The organism is Ruegeria sp. YTSC230 (assembly GCF_059609665.1).
Window position 1 is genome coordinate 721,036 of sequence record NZ_JBXWMC010000001.1, and the last position, 17,292, is coordinate 738,327.

Annotated in this window: 19 protein-coding genes and 1 tRNA gene; 8 read left to right on the plus strand and 12 right to left on the minus strand. The window is 55.7% G+C overall.

The window, feature by feature from the left end; translation table 11 throughout:
- Positions 1-30: 30 nt before the first annotated feature.
- Positions 31-1,635 (minus strand): L,D-transpeptidase family protein, encoded by a 1,605-nt coding sequence (locus tag AC2FD9_RS03500; protein WP_496835399.1) that lies wholly within the window; start codon positions 1,633-1,635, stop codon positions 31-33.
- Between the two features lie 354 nt (positions 1,636-1,989).
- Between AC2FD9_RS03500 and mepK the strand changes: the two genes are divergently transcribed.
- Positions 1,990-2,559 (plus strand): peptidoglycan L,D-endopeptidase MepK, encoded by a 570-nt coding sequence (gene mepK, locus AC2FD9_RS03505; RefSeq protein WP_496835400.1) that lies wholly within the window; start codon positions 1,990-1,992, stop codon positions 2,557-2,559.
- Between the two features lie 285 nt (positions 2,560-2,844).
- Positions 2,845-3,021 carry a hypothetical protein gene (locus AC2FD9_RS03510; protein ID WP_282118413.1) on the plus strand — a complete coding sequence of 59 codons (177 nt, stop codon included), beginning with the start codon at positions 2,845-2,847 and terminating at the stop codon, positions 3,019-3,021.
- A gap of 83 nt (positions 3,022-3,104) precedes the next feature.
- Here the strand turns inward: AC2FD9_RS03510 and AC2FD9_RS03515 are convergent, their stop codons facing one another.
- On the minus strand, positions 3,105-3,440 hold the full coding sequence (locus AC2FD9_RS03515) for a winged helix-turn-helix transcriptional regulator (RefSeq protein ID WP_282118412.1): 336 nt from the start codon (positions 3,438-3,440) through the stop codon (positions 3,105-3,107).
- 74 nt (positions 3,441-3,514) lie between these two features.
- On the opposite strand from AC2FD9_RS03515, the gene AC2FD9_RS03520 reads away from it, so the two are divergent.
- The gene (locus AC2FD9_RS03520) at positions 3,515-4,609 is read left to right on the plus strand and encodes an NAD(P)/FAD-dependent oxidoreductase (protein WP_496835402.1); all 1,095 of its coding nucleotides are present in this window, start codon (positions 3,515-3,517) and stop codon (positions 4,607-4,609) included.
- A 111-nt stretch (positions 4,610-4,720) separates the two neighbouring features.
- Here AC2FD9_RS03520 and AC2FD9_RS03525 read toward each other — a convergent pair.
- The 9 genes from AC2FD9_RS03525 to iscR all read right to left on the minus strand — a co-directional run bounded on the left by AC2FD9_RS03525 (position 4,721) and on the right by iscR (position 12,352).
- Positions 4,721-4,797 (minus strand) — tRNA-Arg (locus tag AC2FD9_RS03525).
- Between the two features lie 66 nt (positions 4,798-4,863).
- A complete protein-coding gene (locus AC2FD9_RS03530) occupies positions 4,864-6,084 on the minus strand; it encodes a cysteine desulfurase (RefSeq protein WP_282118410.1) in 1,221 nt (406 codons plus the stop codon).
- Positions 6,085-6,097: 13 nt separating this feature from the next.
- Positions 6,098-6,631, minus strand: coding sequence for a Yip1 family protein (locus tag AC2FD9_RS03535; RefSeq protein WP_496835405.1), 534 nt, complete (start codon positions 6,629-6,631; stop codon positions 6,098-6,100).
- Positions 6,632-6,660: 29 nt separating this feature from the next.
- On the minus strand, positions 6,661-7,146 hold the full coding sequence (locus AC2FD9_RS03540; RefSeq protein ID WP_496835406.1) for a YIP1 family protein: 486 nt from the start codon (positions 7,144-7,146) through the stop codon (positions 6,661-6,663).
- The gene (locus tag AC2FD9_RS03545) at positions 7,146-8,426 is read right to left on the minus strand and encodes a SufB/SufD family protein (RefSeq protein ID WP_496835408.1); all 1,281 of its coding nucleotides are present in this window, start codon (positions 8,424-8,426) and stop codon (positions 7,146-7,148) included. The genes AC2FD9_RS03540 and AC2FD9_RS03545 overlap by 1 nt, the downstream gene beginning before the upstream one ends.
- Positions 8,426-9,181, minus strand: a complete 756-nt coding sequence (gene sufC, locus AC2FD9_RS03550; RefSeq protein ID WP_109311872.1) for a Fe-S cluster assembly ATPase SufC — start codon at positions 9,179-9,181, stop codon at positions 8,426-8,428. The genes AC2FD9_RS03545 and sufC overlap by 1 nt, the downstream gene beginning before the upstream one ends.
- A gap of 70 nt (positions 9,182-9,251) precedes the next feature.
- A complete protein-coding gene (gene sufB / locus AC2FD9_RS03555; RefSeq protein ID WP_058271676.1) occupies positions 9,252-10,772 on the minus strand; it encodes a Fe-S cluster assembly protein SufB in 1,521 nt (506 codons plus the stop codon).
- Between the two features lie 17 nt (positions 10,773-10,789).
- On the minus strand, positions 10,790-11,833 hold the full coding sequence (locus AC2FD9_RS03560) for a cysteine desulfurase family protein (protein WP_496704208.1): 1,044 nt from the start codon (positions 11,831-11,833) through the stop codon (positions 10,790-10,792).
- A gap of 60 nt (positions 11,834-11,893) precedes the next feature.
- Positions 11,894-12,352 (minus strand): Fe-S cluster assembly transcriptional regulator IscR, encoded by a 459-nt coding sequence (gene iscR, locus AC2FD9_RS03565; protein ID WP_058271678.1) that lies wholly within the window; start codon positions 12,350-12,352, stop codon positions 11,894-11,896.
- A 177-nt stretch (positions 12,353-12,529) separates the two neighbouring features.
- Between iscR and AC2FD9_RS03570 the strand changes: the two genes are divergently transcribed.
- The 3 genes from AC2FD9_RS03570 to AC2FD9_RS03580 are packed head-to-tail and all read left to right on the plus strand — an operon-like array spanning position 12,530 to position 14,582.
- The gene (locus AC2FD9_RS03570) at positions 12,530-13,183 is read left to right on the plus strand and encodes an alpha/beta hydrolase (RefSeq protein ID WP_058271679.1); all 654 of its coding nucleotides are present in this window, start codon (positions 12,530-12,532) and stop codon (positions 13,181-13,183) included.
- Positions 13,183-13,428, plus strand: a complete 246-nt coding sequence (locus AC2FD9_RS03575) for a hypothetical protein (RefSeq protein WP_058271680.1) — start codon at positions 13,183-13,185, stop codon at positions 13,426-13,428. The genes AC2FD9_RS03570 and AC2FD9_RS03575 overlap by 1 nt, the downstream gene beginning before the upstream one ends.
- Positions 13,425-14,582: an HD domain-containing protein gene (locus AC2FD9_RS03580; RefSeq protein WP_496835411.1), complete on the plus strand. Its 1,158-nt coding sequence runs from the start codon at positions 13,425-13,427 to the stop codon at positions 14,580-14,582. Before AC2FD9_RS03575 ends, AC2FD9_RS03580 begins: the two co-directional genes overlap by 4 nt.
- Positions 14,583-14,635: 53 nt before the next feature.
- Here AC2FD9_RS03580 and AC2FD9_RS03585 read toward each other — a convergent pair whose 3' ends face one another.
- The gene (locus AC2FD9_RS03585) at positions 14,636-14,767 is read right to left on the minus strand and encodes a hypothetical protein (RefSeq protein ID WP_472723796.1); all 132 of its coding nucleotides are present in this window, start codon (positions 14,765-14,767) and stop codon (positions 14,636-14,638) included.
- A gap of 205 nt (positions 14,768-14,972) precedes the next feature.
- On the opposite strand from AC2FD9_RS03585, the gene AC2FD9_RS03590 reads away from it, so the two are divergent.
- Entirely contained in the window at positions 14,973-15,308 is a 336-nt protein-coding gene (locus tag AC2FD9_RS03590; protein ID WP_496835413.1) for a DMT family transporter, read from the plus strand.
- A 76-nt stretch (positions 15,309-15,384) separates the two neighbouring features.
- Positions 15,385-17,202, plus strand: a complete 1,818-nt coding sequence (gene typA / locus AC2FD9_RS03595) for a translational GTPase TypA (protein ID WP_496835414.1) — start codon at positions 15,385-15,387, stop codon at positions 17,200-17,202.
- Positions 17,203-17,292: the final 90 nt, after the last annotated feature.

The following is a 17,292-nucleotide window of genomic DNA, read 5'->3' on the forward strand; positions in this document are numbered from 1 at the left end:
GCTTCCCGAATTAAGGACCTGCCCCGGTGATTACCCCTGAACGTCCGGCAGGGCTACCCCTGCTTTCTGCAGAGCGTCCCAGATTTTCCGGTCCCGGTCATAGACATCGCGGCGGTACTGAACCTCACCTTTCGGACCGACATAGGCGGTGCGATAGATCAGATGTACCGGAACATGCTGTTCCAGCGGGACAGTCGTTTCCTTGCCGGACGCCAATATACGGTGGAAAAACGCCTTTGGGTCCTCTTCCTGTTTGGCCAAAAGTGCATAGGCAAACTCGAAGGGTTGCGCCAACCGGATACACCCGTGCGAGAACGCTCGCGTCTCACGTGCAAACAGAGATTTCTGAGGCGTATCATGCAGATAGATGTTGTGCTTATTGGGGAACATGAACTTTACCAACCCCAGCGCGTTGCTTTTGCTGGGGGGTTGACGCATGGCAAACGGGAAGTTTCTGGTGTTGAACTGGGTGAAATCAACCGCGCCCCGATTAACCAGACGACCACTGCGATCCGTGATCTGGATGTGGCCTACGGCGTTTGGATTTGACTGCAATTTTGGCAGATATTCCTTGGTGATGATCGAGCGCGGCACATACCAACTGGGGTTGATGACCATATGCTCCATCTCGTCCGAAAATTCTGGGCTGCGACGGTCATGAACGTTCTTGCCAATCACGGCGCGGGTTTCAAAGGTAACCCTGCCATCGTCCACGATCTTGGCCGAAAAGTCGGCCTGGTTGACCAGAATGTGCCGCTCACCCCGTTCACGCGGCAACCAGCGTTCTCGTTCCAGTGCAACATAAACGGCCTTCAAACGCTCGGACGCCGTGCGGTTAAGCTCGGTGATCGTGCCCTCACCGGCGACACCATCGGTGGCCAGACCGTGCGCCTGTTGGAAGTCTTTGACAGCAGCCAGCATTGCCTCATCGAATTCCGGGGTTGCGGTCGGGCTTAGATACCCCATTTCAATCAGACGGTTACGAAGCTTAATTACATTAGATCCGGTATCGCCATATTCCAACTTACCTACAGGCACACCAGCACCCCAACCGCCTTGGTTGACCAATGCCTCAAGCGCGATCTTCTGTTTCATCAACGCGCGGTACTGGGTGGATTGCGGTGCAAGCAGATCGAAATACGCGTCACCCTCCGCAGTAAGCAGGCCCTGCAAATGGTCATTGGCCGACCGACGCGACACTGTGCGGACCAGCCCATCGTCAATCTGCGCAGGACGCAATGCGCCTGAATACAGATCATTTGCATAGCTGACAAACGCCTTGCTTAATTCGATTTCAACCGCACCCAAATCCCGCAGCGATCTGGCGTCCTGCATTTTTGATACGATCGACTGAACGTCATAGCCCCCTTCGGGCAAGCCATGCAGGTTTGTGGAAGATAACGCCTTTATCAACCGCGCTCTGCGCGCTTCATGCTCAGGCGTGTCGCCCACCCATATTGGGGCAAACGCGTTGGTACGATAGAACTCTGCCAGACCTGAACCTGCAGGCGCAAACTCGGCCACAGCCATTTGAAATGCCGTTCCGGGTGCAGACTGGGCACTTGCCACAGAGGCAGACGCCGTAATGCAAGCGGCGAAGATAAGACTTTTAGGCAACCGGTAAAGTGCTCGCATGGGATGACCTTGATTATTCAATACTTTGCGCGTTCTGAGGCGCGTTCCGAATGAATATGGTTTTCAGCTGGACGTTTTGTCCATTCACAAATACATCAATCCAAAGCATCCATCCGAGCCTGATGCGCGTTTGCATCGGCTGCGTTGCGCCAACGCCTAATTGCCTCAATACTATACCGATTTGCATCACCTGCGCAAAAAATCGCCGAAAATTCCCCCTTGAAAAGATGAATGTGAAAGATTTCTTGGCTGGCATTTCGTACTGTGTCATAAATCCCGCATCTGGGATGGGAAAAAATTAAGATCGCGCGCGTAACATCGTGTGCAGGCAGGAACAGTACGGGACGAAACGAAATGACCACGAGCAGTACATCGGGCTTGACCCGGCGTGCCCTATTGGGCGCATTCGCTGCAACAGCAGTTGTAGCAGCACCGACTTATTCCAGTGCAGCAGGTTTTTTGCGCGGTGGCGGCGATATTCGCCGTATCCGTATGTATTCGGGCCGCACGGGCGAACGGCTTGATATGATATATTGGGTTGACGGAAAATACATCAAGGACGCTGTCAAAGAAGTGAACCACTTCATGCGCGACTGGCGTACTGATCAGGCCAAATCCATGGATCTGCGCACCATCGACATCATGGCAGCCTCTCATAATCTTCTGGACGTGAATGAGCCCTACACTCTTTTGTCCGGCTACCGCTCCCCCCAAACCAATGCAATGCTGCGGTCTCGTTCGCGCCGTGTGGCCAAGAACTCGCTGCACATGAAAGGTCAGGCTGCTGACTTGCGCCTGTCGTCCCGTTCTGTGTCCCAGATGGCCAAAGCAGCCATGTCCTGCCGCGCTGGCGGTGTTGGCAAGTACCACCGCTCGAACTTCGTCCATATGGATTGCGGCGAGGTTCGCAGCTGGGGCGGCTAAAAGACACCCAAACTGTTTCTCAACGACGAGCGCCCTTGGGCGCTCTTTGTTTTTTGGACTACCAGCGTACATGTTTTGCCCAGATACGGGATCGCTGATTGCCGCGCTAACAGGACCGGAATTGGCTGCCGAATATGTGTTCTCACGGACTTGAAAACGTCATTCTTAGGTGAGCCAGCGCGCACTCCTCGCGAATTTTCATATAACATGATGAAAAATATCGCGATTTTATGAAGAGATTTTTTACGAGAAAGGAGTCATATTGCGGCGTTAGAGGAAAGATTAATGATTTCGATTGTCGCCAAAGTAATAGCTTTGTTCCTGCTGGTTGCCGCGCTTTATCTGGCATATTATGCCGGTTCGTTTCAGCAAGAACTCAAGGATACTGATAGACCGCCGCCGGTGGTTCTGTTTTCCATTGTAGTGGCCCTTGCCGCCTATCTGCTCTTAGTGCTGGTGTAATTGCTCCTGTCTGGCATCCTGGCTTCATTCCGAGCAATGGCGCCAGCACGCCTGCTATCGCGGTTTAGCTTACTGCAGTGCCATCATCTCGGATCGTGCAGCAGATCTGCGTTGCTCGCCGCCCAGTCATGCATGGCCTGCAGCAGAGGTATTAAGCTTTGCCCTAAAGGCGTCAGGCTGTATTCCACATGGGGCGGGATGGTTTTGAAGTCTTTGCGTGAAACAAAGCCCGCTTCTTGCAACTCACTTAGCTGGCGGGTCAGTGTCCGGTGCGTTATGCTGCCAAGGTTTCGCTGAAGCTGATTAAACCGCGAGGTTTCCTGGGCCAGCCAATAGACAATCAAAAGTTTCCACTTACCCGAAATCGCTTCGATCAACGGCTCGATAAGGCAATTCTCTTTCGATTCGAGAGTTGTCATGACAGTATCCTAAATGACCGTACTTGTCGTTTTGATCATGTAATTCTAACTACTGCCCGGAACACCCAAATGCAATGAGGATTGGGATGAGCAAGAAGAAGGTAGTGATTGTTGGTGGCGGATATGTCGGCTTTGAAGTTGCCAAAGAATTGGATGCACATGCCGATGTCACACTGATCGAGCAACGCGAAGCTTTTGTGCAGCCGCCGGCGACAATCCGGGCGCTCCTGGACCCTGCTTTGCTGGATCAGATCGTCCTGCCGTATGATCGCCTGCTAAAGACCGGGCGGGTCGTGCGTGGCCGCGCTGTATCGGTGTCTCAAACCGAAGTGACCCTGGAAGATGGCAATGTCTATCCGGCTGATTTTATCGTCGTGGCCACAGGTTCGTCCTATGCAGCACCGTTCAAACCATCGGGCGACAGCATTGATGATTTTCGCCAGGCCAGCGCAGACGTCAGCGCGCAATTGGCAGCCGCGAAATCGGTGGCAATCGTCGGGGCTGGTGCTGTTGGCACAGAACTGGCGGGTGAAATTGCTGCGGCACGACCGGACAAGGACATCACTTTGATTTCGTCGGACGATACCCTTTTCCCGATGTACCCTGCTAGGTTTGGCAGCCAGATCAAACGCAAACTTGAACGCGCCGGTGTATCTGTCGTGCTTGATCAAAGAGTCGAAGATTTACAGCGCATGGACATGCCCTACGCGGGATCAGTGAAACTGACCGATGGTCGGGTTGTCTCCGTTGATCTGGTGTTTCCAGTCGTCGGATCAAAACCAAATACGACCTTGATCCAGACTTTGCCTGGGGTGAACGCTGTACCATCCGGCCGGGTCAAAACCGACAAGTGGATGCGCCCGTCAAATTTTCCGAATGTCTTCATCGCAGGCGACATCGCCGACATAGGAGACGGTATGACGATTGTCGCGATCACTAGGCAAAACCCATGGTTGATCAAGACATTGAAGCAGGTGTTGAAGGGACAAGCGGTCGAAGATCAAAAACCCTATGCGCCTTGGAAGAAGGCACCGATCCTCGTTCCGCTGAGTCCTCATGTCGGCAATAGTTGGCTCTTTGCGACTGTTGGCGATTGGATCACCCGCAAGATGAAAGGAAAAGAGCTCTTTATCCCAAAGTATCGCAAGGCATTTGGTCTTTCACGATAGCAGAAGGTCTGAGCCGGTGCATTTCCCGGCCTAATCTATTGAAAGCCGAAGCGAAAGCGGGCTTAAGAGGGCAAAAACATAACCCAACTAGCCGTAAGACATTAAAAGTAATGGCGCACCTGAGAGGATTCGAACCTCTGGCCTCTGCCTTCGGAGGGCAGCGCTCTATCCAGCTGAGCTACAGGTGCCTTGGCCGTTAGCTAACCTTGATCCGATCCGGGTGCAACTGCAAATCTTTCCGGATCGGCCAGGTTTCACGCAAACAAATCGTGTGCCAATTCCAGCGCGTCGATCAGTATGTCGACCTCGTCCGTGGTGTTGTACAGACCAAAGCTTGCGCGGCAAGTCGCGGTGACACCGTAGAAATCCATAAGAGGACCAGCGCAGTGATGACCGGCACGGACAGCCACGCCTTTCTTGTCCAGAATGGTCGAGACATCATGCGCGTGCCCTGCCCCGTCCATCGTAAAGCTGAAGATTGCGGCCTTGTCCGGGCGTGTGCCCTGAACCTGCAACCAGTTCAGACCAGTCAGTCTCTGCATAGCATAATCGCGCAACCCGGCCTCATGAGCGGCGATATTTTCCATCCCCAGATCCATCATGTAATCCAGCGCAACACCCAGACCGATGGTTTGGACAATACCGGGCGTTCCGGCCTCGAACTTCATTGGCGGGTCGTTGTAGATCACCTGGTCCTTGCTGACCTCTTTGATCATGTCGCCGCCACCGATAAAGGGGCGCATCTCGGCCATGCGTTCGGATTTGATGTAAATCGCACCCGACCCCGAAGGGCCATAAAGCTTGTGGCCAGTGATTGCATAGAAATCGCAGCCGATATCGGCGACATTGACGGGCATGTGCACAGCGCCCTGGCTGCCATCGACCAGCACCGGAACGCCTTTCGCGTGTGCGCCTTCTGTGATCGCTTTGACGTCAACCACTGTGCCCAACACGTTCGAACACTGCGTTACTGCAACCAGCTTGGTCTTGGGACCGATCGCGTCGATCACGGCCTGCGGGTCAAGCCCTCCATCGGCGTCCACATCGACCCATTTCAGGACGACGCCCTGACGTTCGCGCAGAAAATGCCAGGGGACAATATTGGCGTGGTGTTCCATCACGCTCAGCACGATCTCATCTCCGGCCTCCATGCGCGGCATGGCCCAGCCATAGGCGACCAGGTTAATCCCCTCGGTCGTGCCCGAGTTCAAGACAATCTCATCCTCGTCCGCCGCGCCCAGAAAACGGGCGATGGTTCCGCGAACGGATTCGTATTTCTCGGTCGCCAGATTGGACAAGTAATGCAGGCCGCGGTGAACATTCGCGTATTCTTCGGAATATGCCCGTGTCACCGCATCAATCACGACCTGCGGTTTCTGCGCCGATGCGCCATTGTCCAGATAGGTCAACGGCTTGCCGTTCACTTCCCGAGACAGGATTGGAAAGTCTGAGCGGATTTTCTGCACGTCATACATGGTCTTTTGTTCCCTATACGGGGCCGCCGGGCGTTAATGCGAGGACAAAGGGCACTGCAATCAAAGCAGATAACACGATGACCCCGAAGGATTTAGCAAGCGAACCGAACTGGTGCGCTTCATTCAGAAAATGGAGCGTGACGTAAAGGCTGATAATCGCCGTGGCCAGCAAAAACATCAGCATCAAAAACGGCAGCACGATCGTAATGACCAGCGTGATCACCATCGCAGCGATCTGAAGGTACTGCAGCCAGATGGTCAGCGTCAGGATGTCATCGAATGTTGCACGGCCACCCAGAAACCTCCCCACGAACAGAAATGCCCCGACGCTTAGCAGCATGGCGCCGGCAGATCGGACCAGCCCTAGGAACACCGGCGTAGGTGGGGGTACGGATTCATCACCGGGGACTGGAAGCAAATGATCAATACCCAGTTGTACAAGGCCGTTGAGCACCACGGCCAGAAAGAAAGAAAGCCATAAGATTTCTCGCCCCGGGCGCATGTCCAAAAGGCGCCGGGCCGCTTGGGCGGGGTGTGTCAGGGTCAAGATCGCAAGATCAACAAAGCCAGTGGGATTCATTCTTGCCGCCTTTGCGCTTGACTGAGACCTGCCAGCCAGAACCAAAGGAACACTGCGAACCAGACGATCCCGACGAGTGTCAGGGCCGGGCCAGATCCTATGAAACCGCCGACCAAACCATTCAACAAAACCAGAGGTGTTGAGGATAATAGCGCCCAGAACAGAGCCAATCTAGCGCCATAGGACGTCCCCTGACCGCCAACCAACCGGGCCGCGCCGTATGAGACAAAGGACAGCAGGTAGAAAAACAGAGGCAGAATAATGACAGTGCCCATCAAGGCACCGCCCATCAGCATATCCAGCTCTAGTCCTTCGATATGCGCGCGTCGCGCAAGGCTGGGCAATTGCGCGATGAATGCCACAATGCAAAACGCCATGACAAACATCAGCGCCCGGTCCTCGCGCGGGCCTAGATCAAGAAGCCGCCGCACGACACGACCCGGCCCCCGATAGGTGGCCACGATATCCGAGGTCAAAGGCATCAGATGTGTCGCGACAGCCAGCCTTCAAGGCGGTTTACGATGGCCTCAGCCAATACCTCATCCTCGATCTCATCGACGGCTTCGGCCAAAAATGCCAGCGTCAGCATATTGGTGGCGTCCTTAACCGAAACCCCACGCGAACGCAGGTAAAACAGCGCCGTCTCATCAATCGCACCCGAGGTCGAGCCGTGCGAACACGCAACATCGTCGGCATAGATCTCAAGCTCGGGCTTGGCGAGGAACTGGCTGTCATCATCCAGCAGCAAGGACTGGCTGATCTGATATCCATCAGTCTTCTGTGCGCCTTCCTTGACCAGGATCTTACCTTGGAACACGCCGGTTGCGCCGTTGCGCAGAACTTTCTTAAAGACCTGACGGCTTTCGCAGTTCACCGCGTCATGGGTAACGAAAACTGTGTCGTCATGATGAAAATCGCCATCGCCAACACAAGCACCCGCCACATGAGCTATAGCGTCGTCACCGGTCAGTTCGATTACCTGTTCGTTGCGGGTCAGAATGCCATTCACCGTCAGCGTGAAGGATTTATAGACAGATTCCTGACCCAGACGCGTGAACATGTGTGTCGCAGCGCGACGTTCGTGGTCCCTGCCCTGCGCGCGCACGTGATGCAGCGTACCGCCATCGGCGATGTCGATCTCGATGCATTTGTTGAACCGTGATGCCGCAGGACCATTTTCCAGAACCGTCACTTCAGCGCCGCTTTCGACACGGATGATGTGATGCAGCATGGCGTCCGAGGTCTCGGATGCATGGCGATAGATCAGGCTGATCGGCTTGGTCGGTTTGCCGGTGACGTGGATCGCAACGCCATCTGCAGCAAAGGCGGTATTCAAAGCAGCCAACGGCCGCTGAACCGGGGATTGCCCGCGCGATTCCAGAACGCCGTACAACTCTTTGGCCCAGTGAATATCCTTACAGCAGATATCCTCGATCCGGTCGATGTTGACACCTTCCAGCTCTAAATCATCCGAGTCTTCAGCGCTGAACACACCGTCGATGAAAACGATCTTCAACCGGTCAAGATTGCCAAACAGCAGCGGCTCGTCTGAGTGGAACAATGCTGCATGCGGCTGCTCGGCCGAGATCAGGGTGTCAGGGCGCGTGTACTTCCAATACTCGTCGCGCCGCCCCGGCAGACCCATTTCCAGCACTCGCGCCAGCGCGTCTTCGCGCGCGGCCCGGGTACAGCCGGCTTCGGGCATGGTCAGCGTGGCCAGCCGTGCCTCGGTCGAGGTTTGTTTTACTTCGGGCAAAGCCATCAGTTCACCTCGGCCAGGATGTCGGCATAACCGTTGTTTTCAACTTCCAACGCCAGTTCGGGACCACCGGTTTTAACGATGCGACCGTCCGCCATGATATGAACAACGTCAGGTTTGATGTGGTCCAACAGGCGTTGATAGTGGGTGATGACCAGGAAACCACGGCCTTCATCACGCAGCGCGTTCACGCCCTCGGCCACCAGTTTCATCGCATCTACGTCCAGACCTGAATCCGTTTCGTCCAAGATGCACATCTTGGGTTCCAGCATCGCCATCTGCAGGATTTCGTTCCGCTTCTTCTCACCGCCTGAGAAGCCAACGTTTACCGGACGCTTAAGCATGTCCGCGTCGATTTTCAGCGATTTCGCCTTGGCCCGGACTTCCTTCAGGAAATCCGCTGCCGACAGCTCTTCTTCGCCGCGCGCCTTGCGCTGAGCGTTCACGGCCGTGCGCAGGAAGGTCATGTTGCCAACACCCGGGATCTCAACAGGGTATTGGAACGCTAGGAAGACACCCGCAGCCGCGCGCTCTTCCGGCTCCATCTCCAAAAGGTCCTCACCTTCCAGCGTGGCAGAGCCTTCGGTCACTTCGTACCCATCGCGGCCCGACAGCACATAGCTGAGCGTCGACTTGCCCGAGCCGTTCGGCCCCATGATCGCATGCACCTTTCCGGCCTCAACCGTCAGGTCGACACCTTTGAGGATTTGCTTTTCTTCTTCCTCAAGTTTCACGTGCAGGTTTTTGATTTCCAGCATTTTTTGTCCTTTTGCGTACCGCAAGGGGCCATCCGGCCCCGATATGTTCTGAATTCAGAGAAATGCGGGGTTAACCCACTGATCCTTCAAGGCTGATGGCCACCAGCTGTTGCGCTTCCATGGCAAACTCCATCGGCAACGCCTGCAGGACGTCCTTGCAGAACCCGTTGACGACCAGCGCCACGGCTTCTTCCTCGTCCATGCCGCGCTGACGGCAGTAGAACAGCTGATCGTCATCCACCTTGGATGTTGTCGCCTCATGTTCCACGCGCGATGAATTGTTGCGAACCTCGATATACGGTACCGTATGAGCCCCGCATTTATCGCCGATCAGCAAGCTGTCGCACTGTGTATAGTTGCGGCTGTCCTTCGCCTTGGGGTGCATCGAAACCAGACCGCGATAGGTGTTCTGTGCTTTACCCGCGCTGATCCCCTTGGACACGATGCGCGACTTGGTGTTCTTGCCCAGATGCACCATTTTGGTGCCGGTATCAGCTTGCTGCATGTTGTTGGTAATGGCGATCGAGTAAAACTCACCCTGGCTTTCATCACCGCGCAGGATGCAGGACGGGTACTTCCAGGTCACGGCGGATCCGGTTTCCACTTGGGTCCACATCACCTTGGACCGATCACCCCGGCAATCGGCGCGCTTGGTCACAAAGTTGTAGATACCGCCCTTGCCGTTTTCATCCCCGGGGAACCAGTTCTGAACGGTCGAGTATTTCACCTCGGCATCTTCTTCGATGATGATCTCAACAACGGCCGCGTGCAGCTGGGCCGTGTCGCGCTGCGGCGCGGTGCAGCCTTCCAGATACGAAACGTAAGAACCCTTGTCCGCGATAATCAGTGTGCGTTCGAACTGACCCGTGTTTTCCGCATTGATGCGGAAATAGGTGCTCAGCTCCATCGGGCAGCGCACGCCCGGCGGGATGTAGACAAACGAGCCATCCGAGAACACGGCCGAGTTCAGCGTGGCGTAAAAGTTGTCCGAGACGGGAACCACTGTGCCGAGGTACTTCTTGACCAGTTCAGGGTGTTCCCTGATCGCCTCTGAGATCGAACAGAAGATCACACCGTGTTTGGCCAGTTCGTCCTGAAAGGTCGTGCCAACCGAAACCGAGTCGAACACCGCATCCACTGCCACCTTGCGACCTTCGGCAGGCATATCCTCGGCGCCTTCAACGCCGGCCAGAATCATCTGTTCTTTCAGCGGGATACCCAGCTTTTCGTAAGTAGCCAGCAGCTTTGGATCGACCTCATCCAGCGATTTGGGCTTCTCCTCCATCGACTTGGGACGGGCATAGTAATACTGGTCCTGAAAGTCGATCTTGGGATAGTGGACCATAGCCCAGTTTGGCTCATCCATCTTGGTCCATCGTTCGAAGGCCGCCAGACGCCATTCGGTCATCCATTCGGGCTCTTCGTTCTTTTCCGAGATCAGCCGGACGATATCCGGGTTTACGCCCTTGGGAGCATATTCCATCTCGATATCGGTATCCCAACCGTATTTGTAGGTACTGACCTCGCGTACCGCGTCCACGGTTTCCTGATCGACACCTTCTTTTACCTGGGTCTGGTCCAAAGCGGCCATATGACACCTCCGTCAGATCACGCGGCGCGCGCGCGATGCTTCTTTTCTTTTTCAAGCCACGTTTCGGCGAAACGCAGCACATCTTCTTCAGTGGTCAAAGGTCCCAGAGACACGCGGATCGCGCTTGCTGCTGTGACCTCATCAAAACCCATCGCGGTTAACACCGCGCTTGCCCGGACCTTGCCGCTGGAACAGGCAGAACCTGCACTGATAGCGAAACCTGCCAGATCCATCTGCATGACCTGCGTTTCGCCCTTCCAGCCGGGGGTTGCGAAACACGAGGTATTCGGAAGGCGGTCCTGACCTTTCCCGACAAAAATAGTAGATTTAGAACCAGCCTCAAGGGCATTTTCTAGAATATTTCTAAATTCACGAACCTGTTCCCAGATACCATTTGAAAGATCCCGCGCCGCAGCTTCAGCTGCCGCCCCGAACCCCGCGATTCCAATGACATTTTCGGTGCCTGACCGTCGGCCCATCTCTTGCCCACCGCCTTTGATCATTGCAGGCAGTTCAGTGCCACGTTTCATCACCACCGCGCCAATACCTTTCGGGCCGCCCAGCTTATGGGCCGAAATCAACGCCATCTGGACGCCCAGCCAATTAAAAGCCACCGGCAATTTGCCAAAGGCCTGTGTCGCGTCTGTCACCGCCAATCCGTTTGGCAACGATTGGACAATCCCCGTCTCGGAATTCGCCAATTGCAGGGTCGACTGCTGGGGGTTTGACACGTCCACCTGACCAGATTGCGACGCGGGCAAGTCTTCGGTGATCCATGATCTGATCGCGTCATGCTCAATCGCGGACCCGTGCAAATCACGATTGATCAATGTCAGCGCTGCCCCTTCGGTCGAACCTGATGTGAACACAACGTCTGCCCCATCCGCACCAAATGCGGCTGCAACCTGCGCCCTTGCCCGCTCGATCAGAGCCTTGGCCGCACGGCCCTCGGCGTGAACGGACGAAGGGTTCCCGCACAATTCCATCGCCGCCACCATGGCCTGGCGGGCCTCGGGGCGCAGCGGTGTTGTTGCGTTATGATCCAGATAAACACGATTCATGGATACATCTTTTCCTGGTCGCAAAGCGGGGAAGAAGCCCAAGAGGCAAACAGCATTAGATTACTCATCAACGATGGAAAACAGACTGGGAACTGCCGGGCACGGGGCCAAGTCGTTCTTGATCACGTCAGACAGGCGCGTCTGGTGCAAAAAAACGTAGACATGCGCACTGAGACCTTCCCAAAGACGGTTGGTCAAAGACTGCGCCCGGCTGCCCGAGGATGCCCCGGATGCCCCGGCACCTTTTTGCAGCGCGTCCACGGTTTCATCCACCGCCGCCAGAACTTCGACCACCCGAATCTCGGAAGCAGGCCGCGCCAGACGATACCCGCCGCCCGGTCCACGTACGGACGAAACCAGTTCGGCCCGGCGCAATTTGACAAAAAGCTGTTCAAGATAAGGAAGCGAGACATCCTGACGTTCGGAGATTTCGCTAAGCGTCACCAAGCGGTCCGAGGGCTGTAGAGCAATATCAGCCAGTGCAACCATCGCGTAACGACCCTTTGTCGAAAGCTTCATTGTCTTTCCCTCATGGCAGGTTATAAGCGAAAACATTGACGCCGCCGCCGCCAGTGCGTATCTCCGACAGGCAGCGCCTTGCGCAAAGCATCATAATTAGAACCGTTCTAAAGTGCCTTACGATTACCGTCAAGTATATCATGGCATCAGGAAGAAAAAGACAGGACCAAAGCACACATGCCCGAGGTGATTTTTCCCGGACCCGAAGGCCGCCTGGAAGGCCGCTACCACCCGCAAAAGGAAAAAGACGCACCGATTGCCATCGTGCTGCACCCGCATCCACAATTCGGCGGGACCATGAACAACAAGGTGGTCTACAATCTGCACTATGCGTTTTACAACATGGGCTTCACCGTGTTGCGCTTTAACTTCCGCGGCGTGGGCCGCAGCCAGGGCGAATACGATCAGGGCATCGGTGAGCTGAGCGATGCAGCGTCAGCGCTGGATTATCTGCAGTCGATGAACAACAACTCCAAGCACTGCTGGGTTGCCGGCTTCTCGTTCGGTGCCTGGATCGGAATGCAGCTGCTGATGCGCCGCCCAGAAATTACGGGCTTTATTAGCGTGTCGCCACCAGCCAACATGTATGACTTCTCGTTCTTGGCCCCCTGCCCTTCGTCCGGCCTGATCATCAACGGCTCGTCCGACCGTGTGGCCCCGCCCGCCGACACCACGTCGCTGGTCAACAAACTGCACGAACAAAAAGGCATCACCATCACCCATAACGAGGTTGAGGGTGCTGATCACTTCTTCCAGGACCGTCACATGGACACGCTGATCACCGATGTCAGTGACTATGTGAAGCGTCGCCTGACCGAGAACACGCGCTAATGTCGAATACCATCACAACGCTTGCGGCCAAACTGGCCGAGGACACAATGAAGGTGATGGACGAAACCGGCAATGATCGATTCTTTGTCGAGGTGGGAGAGCTTTTGGGCGCCTCCTCCCAGACCTTGGAAGAGGCCTTTTTGACCGAAATGCGTGTACGCATTGCTGAACGCAAAGCGCGCAAGTTTGTCATCGACGCACTGACCAAACATCGATCCCAGGTGAAAGCGATTGAAAAGAAATGACTGAAAGACTGTCCGCGCAACTTGAATTCCTGAAACGCGCGGACAGGCTGAAGTCGGTCGATCGCGCCAATGCGCTCCTGGATCGGTCCCGCCCTGAAAACTCTGCAGAACACAGCTGGCACCTGGCCTTATGGGCATTGACGATGGAGCCGTTGGCGGGTGACGACGTTAACATTAACCGCGTCATACGCATGCTGCTGTTGCACGATCTGGTCGAGATCATCGTCGGCGATCACCCCATTCACCTGGAAACCGATTGGAACGCCGTGGAACGCGCCGAGCGCGCGGCGGCGGACGAGTTGTTTAGTCTCTTGCCGGACGATCAGACGTCTGCGTTTCAAGCCCTGTGGGAAGAGTTCGAGGCCGACACGACGCCGGACGCGAAATTCGCCAAGTATCTGGACCGATGCCAACCGCTGTTTCAAGTCTTGTGTTCGCCAACCCCCAACCCGGATCATGTTGAAGTAGCGCGGGAAAACCTCTGCAGTGGTCGCGCCGCGTATTTGGCACGGGAATTCCCCCAAGCACACGCTCTGGCCAGCGCCATGCTGCACGCGCAGTCAACGCCCGAAACTGCGTTTTCTGAACGGCTGGCTTTTCTGACTGAGGCAGACCGCCTGAAGTCCGTTTACCGCGCCTCGCGCCTGTTGTCTGACGATCGGTTTGAGAACTCGGCCGAACATTCCTGGCACATCATGCTGTTTGCTTGGGTTTTGGCGGAATACGCGCAGCCCGGTGTATCGCTGGACCAAGTCCTGAAAATGCTTCTACTGCATGACATCGTCGAAATTGATGCCGGAGATCATCCCATCCACGGACAAGTCGACCACGCCGCACAAGAAGCCGAGGAAAAGGCAGCAGCCGACAGGTTGTTCGGGTTGTTGCCCGAGGCACCGCAGCACGCCTTCCGGACGCTATGGGAGGAGTTCGAAGCCGCCGAGTCGCCAGACGCGCGATTTGCCAAGGCGATCGATCGGTTTCAAACCCCGATCGGGAACCTTGAAACAGGTGGCGGGTCCTGGGTCGATTACAACGTGACGTTTGCCCAGATCGAACGCCGTGTGGGAATCCCGATCAATCGCGGTGCACCAGCGCTGTGGTCATGGTTGCGACCGAAACTGAGCACGTATTTTTCAGAAAAAACTGTCGGTTGAGCCAATAGAAAAAGGGGCGCAAAGGCCCCTTTTCCAATCGTTCCGGCAGGCACTTAAACCTGAAAACTTTCAAACCGCTCAACACCACTGGCTGCGTTTATGTCGACGGACCCCCCGCCCGCAAGCCACCCAAGCGCCACTATGAATGCCGAAGCAACGATCACGGATATCGCAAATTTCGTCATTGAAAACTCATAAAAGAAAACTAAAAACCACCCATTTCATATCAGAATTTTTCTCTTTGAAATAGTATGGTTATCCTGACCTCTTCGGTGGGCAGTCCCGGTTCTTCCGACACAGGACTTTTCCCGATATCCATTCACATTCCCCTTGTCGTGAATTGGGATTTTGTGGTCAACCTCCCCAACTGCAACTGAATCGAGACCTGCCGTGCCCAAAGCCTATCTCATCCTTTTGCTGGCGGTTTTCGCCGAAACAATTGGCACAACGGCGCTGCAGGCCAGCCAGCAGTTCAGCCGGTTTTGGCCCTCTGTTTTGGTTGTCGTGGGTTACGGAGTTGCCTTTTACCTGCTGGGCCTCACCCTAAAATATATGCCGGTCGGCATCGTCTATGCCATTTGGTCCGGCTTAGGGATCGTTCTGATCGCCATCATAGGCTTCATTGTTTTTGGTCAGCGCCTGGACTGGCCCGCCGTGGTCGGTTTGACGATGATATTGGCCGGAATCCTGGTCATTCACCTGTTTTCCAGCACAGCGGGCCACTGACGACCGGTTAGGGCTGGCCTATTCAGTCAATCCGCGTTATGCGCGCGGCAACTTCCCGTTCAAAGGCTGACCTCTCATGGACCTGCGCAATATCGCAATCATCGCTCACGTGGACCACGGTAAAACGACCCTGGTGGATGAGCTGCTCAAACAATCCGGTGCATTCCGGGAAAACCAGGCGGTGGCCGAACGCGCCATGGATAGCAATGATCTGGAGCGCGAACGCGGCATCACCATCCTTGCCAAAGCGACCTCGGTAGAATGGAAAGGCACCCGGGTCAACATCGTTGACACCCCCGGCCATGCCGATTTCGGTGGCGAGGTTGAGCGGATCCTCAGCATGGTCGACGGTGTTGTCCTGTTGGTGGACGCCGCCGAAGGCCCGATGCCGCAGACCAAATTCGTGACGTCCAAGGCGTTGGCGCTGGGCCTGCGTCCCATCGTAGTGCTGAACAAGGTCGACAAACCCGACGCTGAACCCGACCGTGCACTTGATGAATGCTTTGACTTGTTCGCCAACCTCGGTGCTGACGACGATCAGCTGGATTTTCCTGCCATGTATGCCTCAGGCCGTTCCGGCTGGGCAGATATGGAGCTGGACGGGCCGCGCAAGGACCTGACCGCCTTGTTCGATCTGATCGTCGATCACGTCCCTGCCCCAAAACAGGTCGAAAACAAAGAAGAACCCTTCCGCATGCTGGCCACGACGCTGGGCAGCGATCCGTTCATCGGTCGCATCCTGACCGGTCGTGTGGAAAGCGGCACTTTGAAAGCGGGCGACAACCTCAAGGCGCTGAGCCGCGATGGCACGCTGATCGAAAACTTCCGCGCTTCGAAAATCCTCGCGTTCCGCGGACTGGCCCAACAGCCCATCGACGTGGCCGAAGCCGGTGACATCGTCACCATTGCAGGCATGAGCAAGGCAACTGTGGCCGACTCGTTGGTTTCGCCGCAGGTTGACGAAGCCCTGCCCGCACAACCCATCGACCCGCCAACCATCACTGTGACCTTCGGCATCAACGATTCGCCCCTGGCCGGTCGCGACGGCAAGAAAGTTCAGTCGCGTGTTATCCGCGACCGCCTGATGAAAGAGGCCGAGTCAAACGTTGCCATCCGCATCAGCGACACACCTGGCGGCGATGCCTTCGAGGTTGCTGGCCGTGGCGAATTGCAAATGGGCGTTCTGATCGAGAACATGCGCCGTGAAGGGTTCGAGCTCAGCATCTCACGTCCGCAGGTTCTGTTCCGCGAGGAAGACGGCCAGCGCATGGAGCCCATCGAAGAAGTCACTATTGACGTCGACGATGAATATTCAGGCTCGGTGATCGAAAAGATCACCGGCGCGCGTAAAGGTGAACTGGCCGAAATGCGTCCGGCCGGCGCGGGCAAGACCCGTATTATCGCGCATGTACCGTCGCGCGGGTTGATTGGATACCATGGTGAATTCCTGACCGACACGCGCGGCACCGGTGTTCTGAACCGTGTGTTCCACGGCTGGGCGGCCCACAAAGGCCCGATCCCGGGTCGTCGTGCGGGGGTTTTGATCTCGATGGAAAACGGACAGGCCGTGGCTTATGCACTGTGGAACCTGGAAGAGCGCGGCCGGATGTTTGTTGCCCCGCAAACCGACGTGTATCAGGGCATGGTCATCGGCGAACACTCACGCGATAACGACCTTGAGGTGAACCCGCTCAAAGGCAAGAAACTGACCAACGTACGTGCCAGCGGTTCCGATGACGCCGTTCGCCTGACACCTCATATCCAGTATTCTCTGGAAGAAGCGATTGCCTATATCGATGATGACGAACTGGTTGAGGTCACTCCAAACGCCATTCGGTTGCGCAAGCGTTTCCTTGACCCGCACGAGCGAAAACGGATGGCAAGATCGGCCTGATCCGACCCAGAGCATTGTTTCTTCTCAGGCTACAATGCCTCAATTGTGACATTTTTGCTTCCTAGATTGCTAAATCAAACCAAAAAAAGT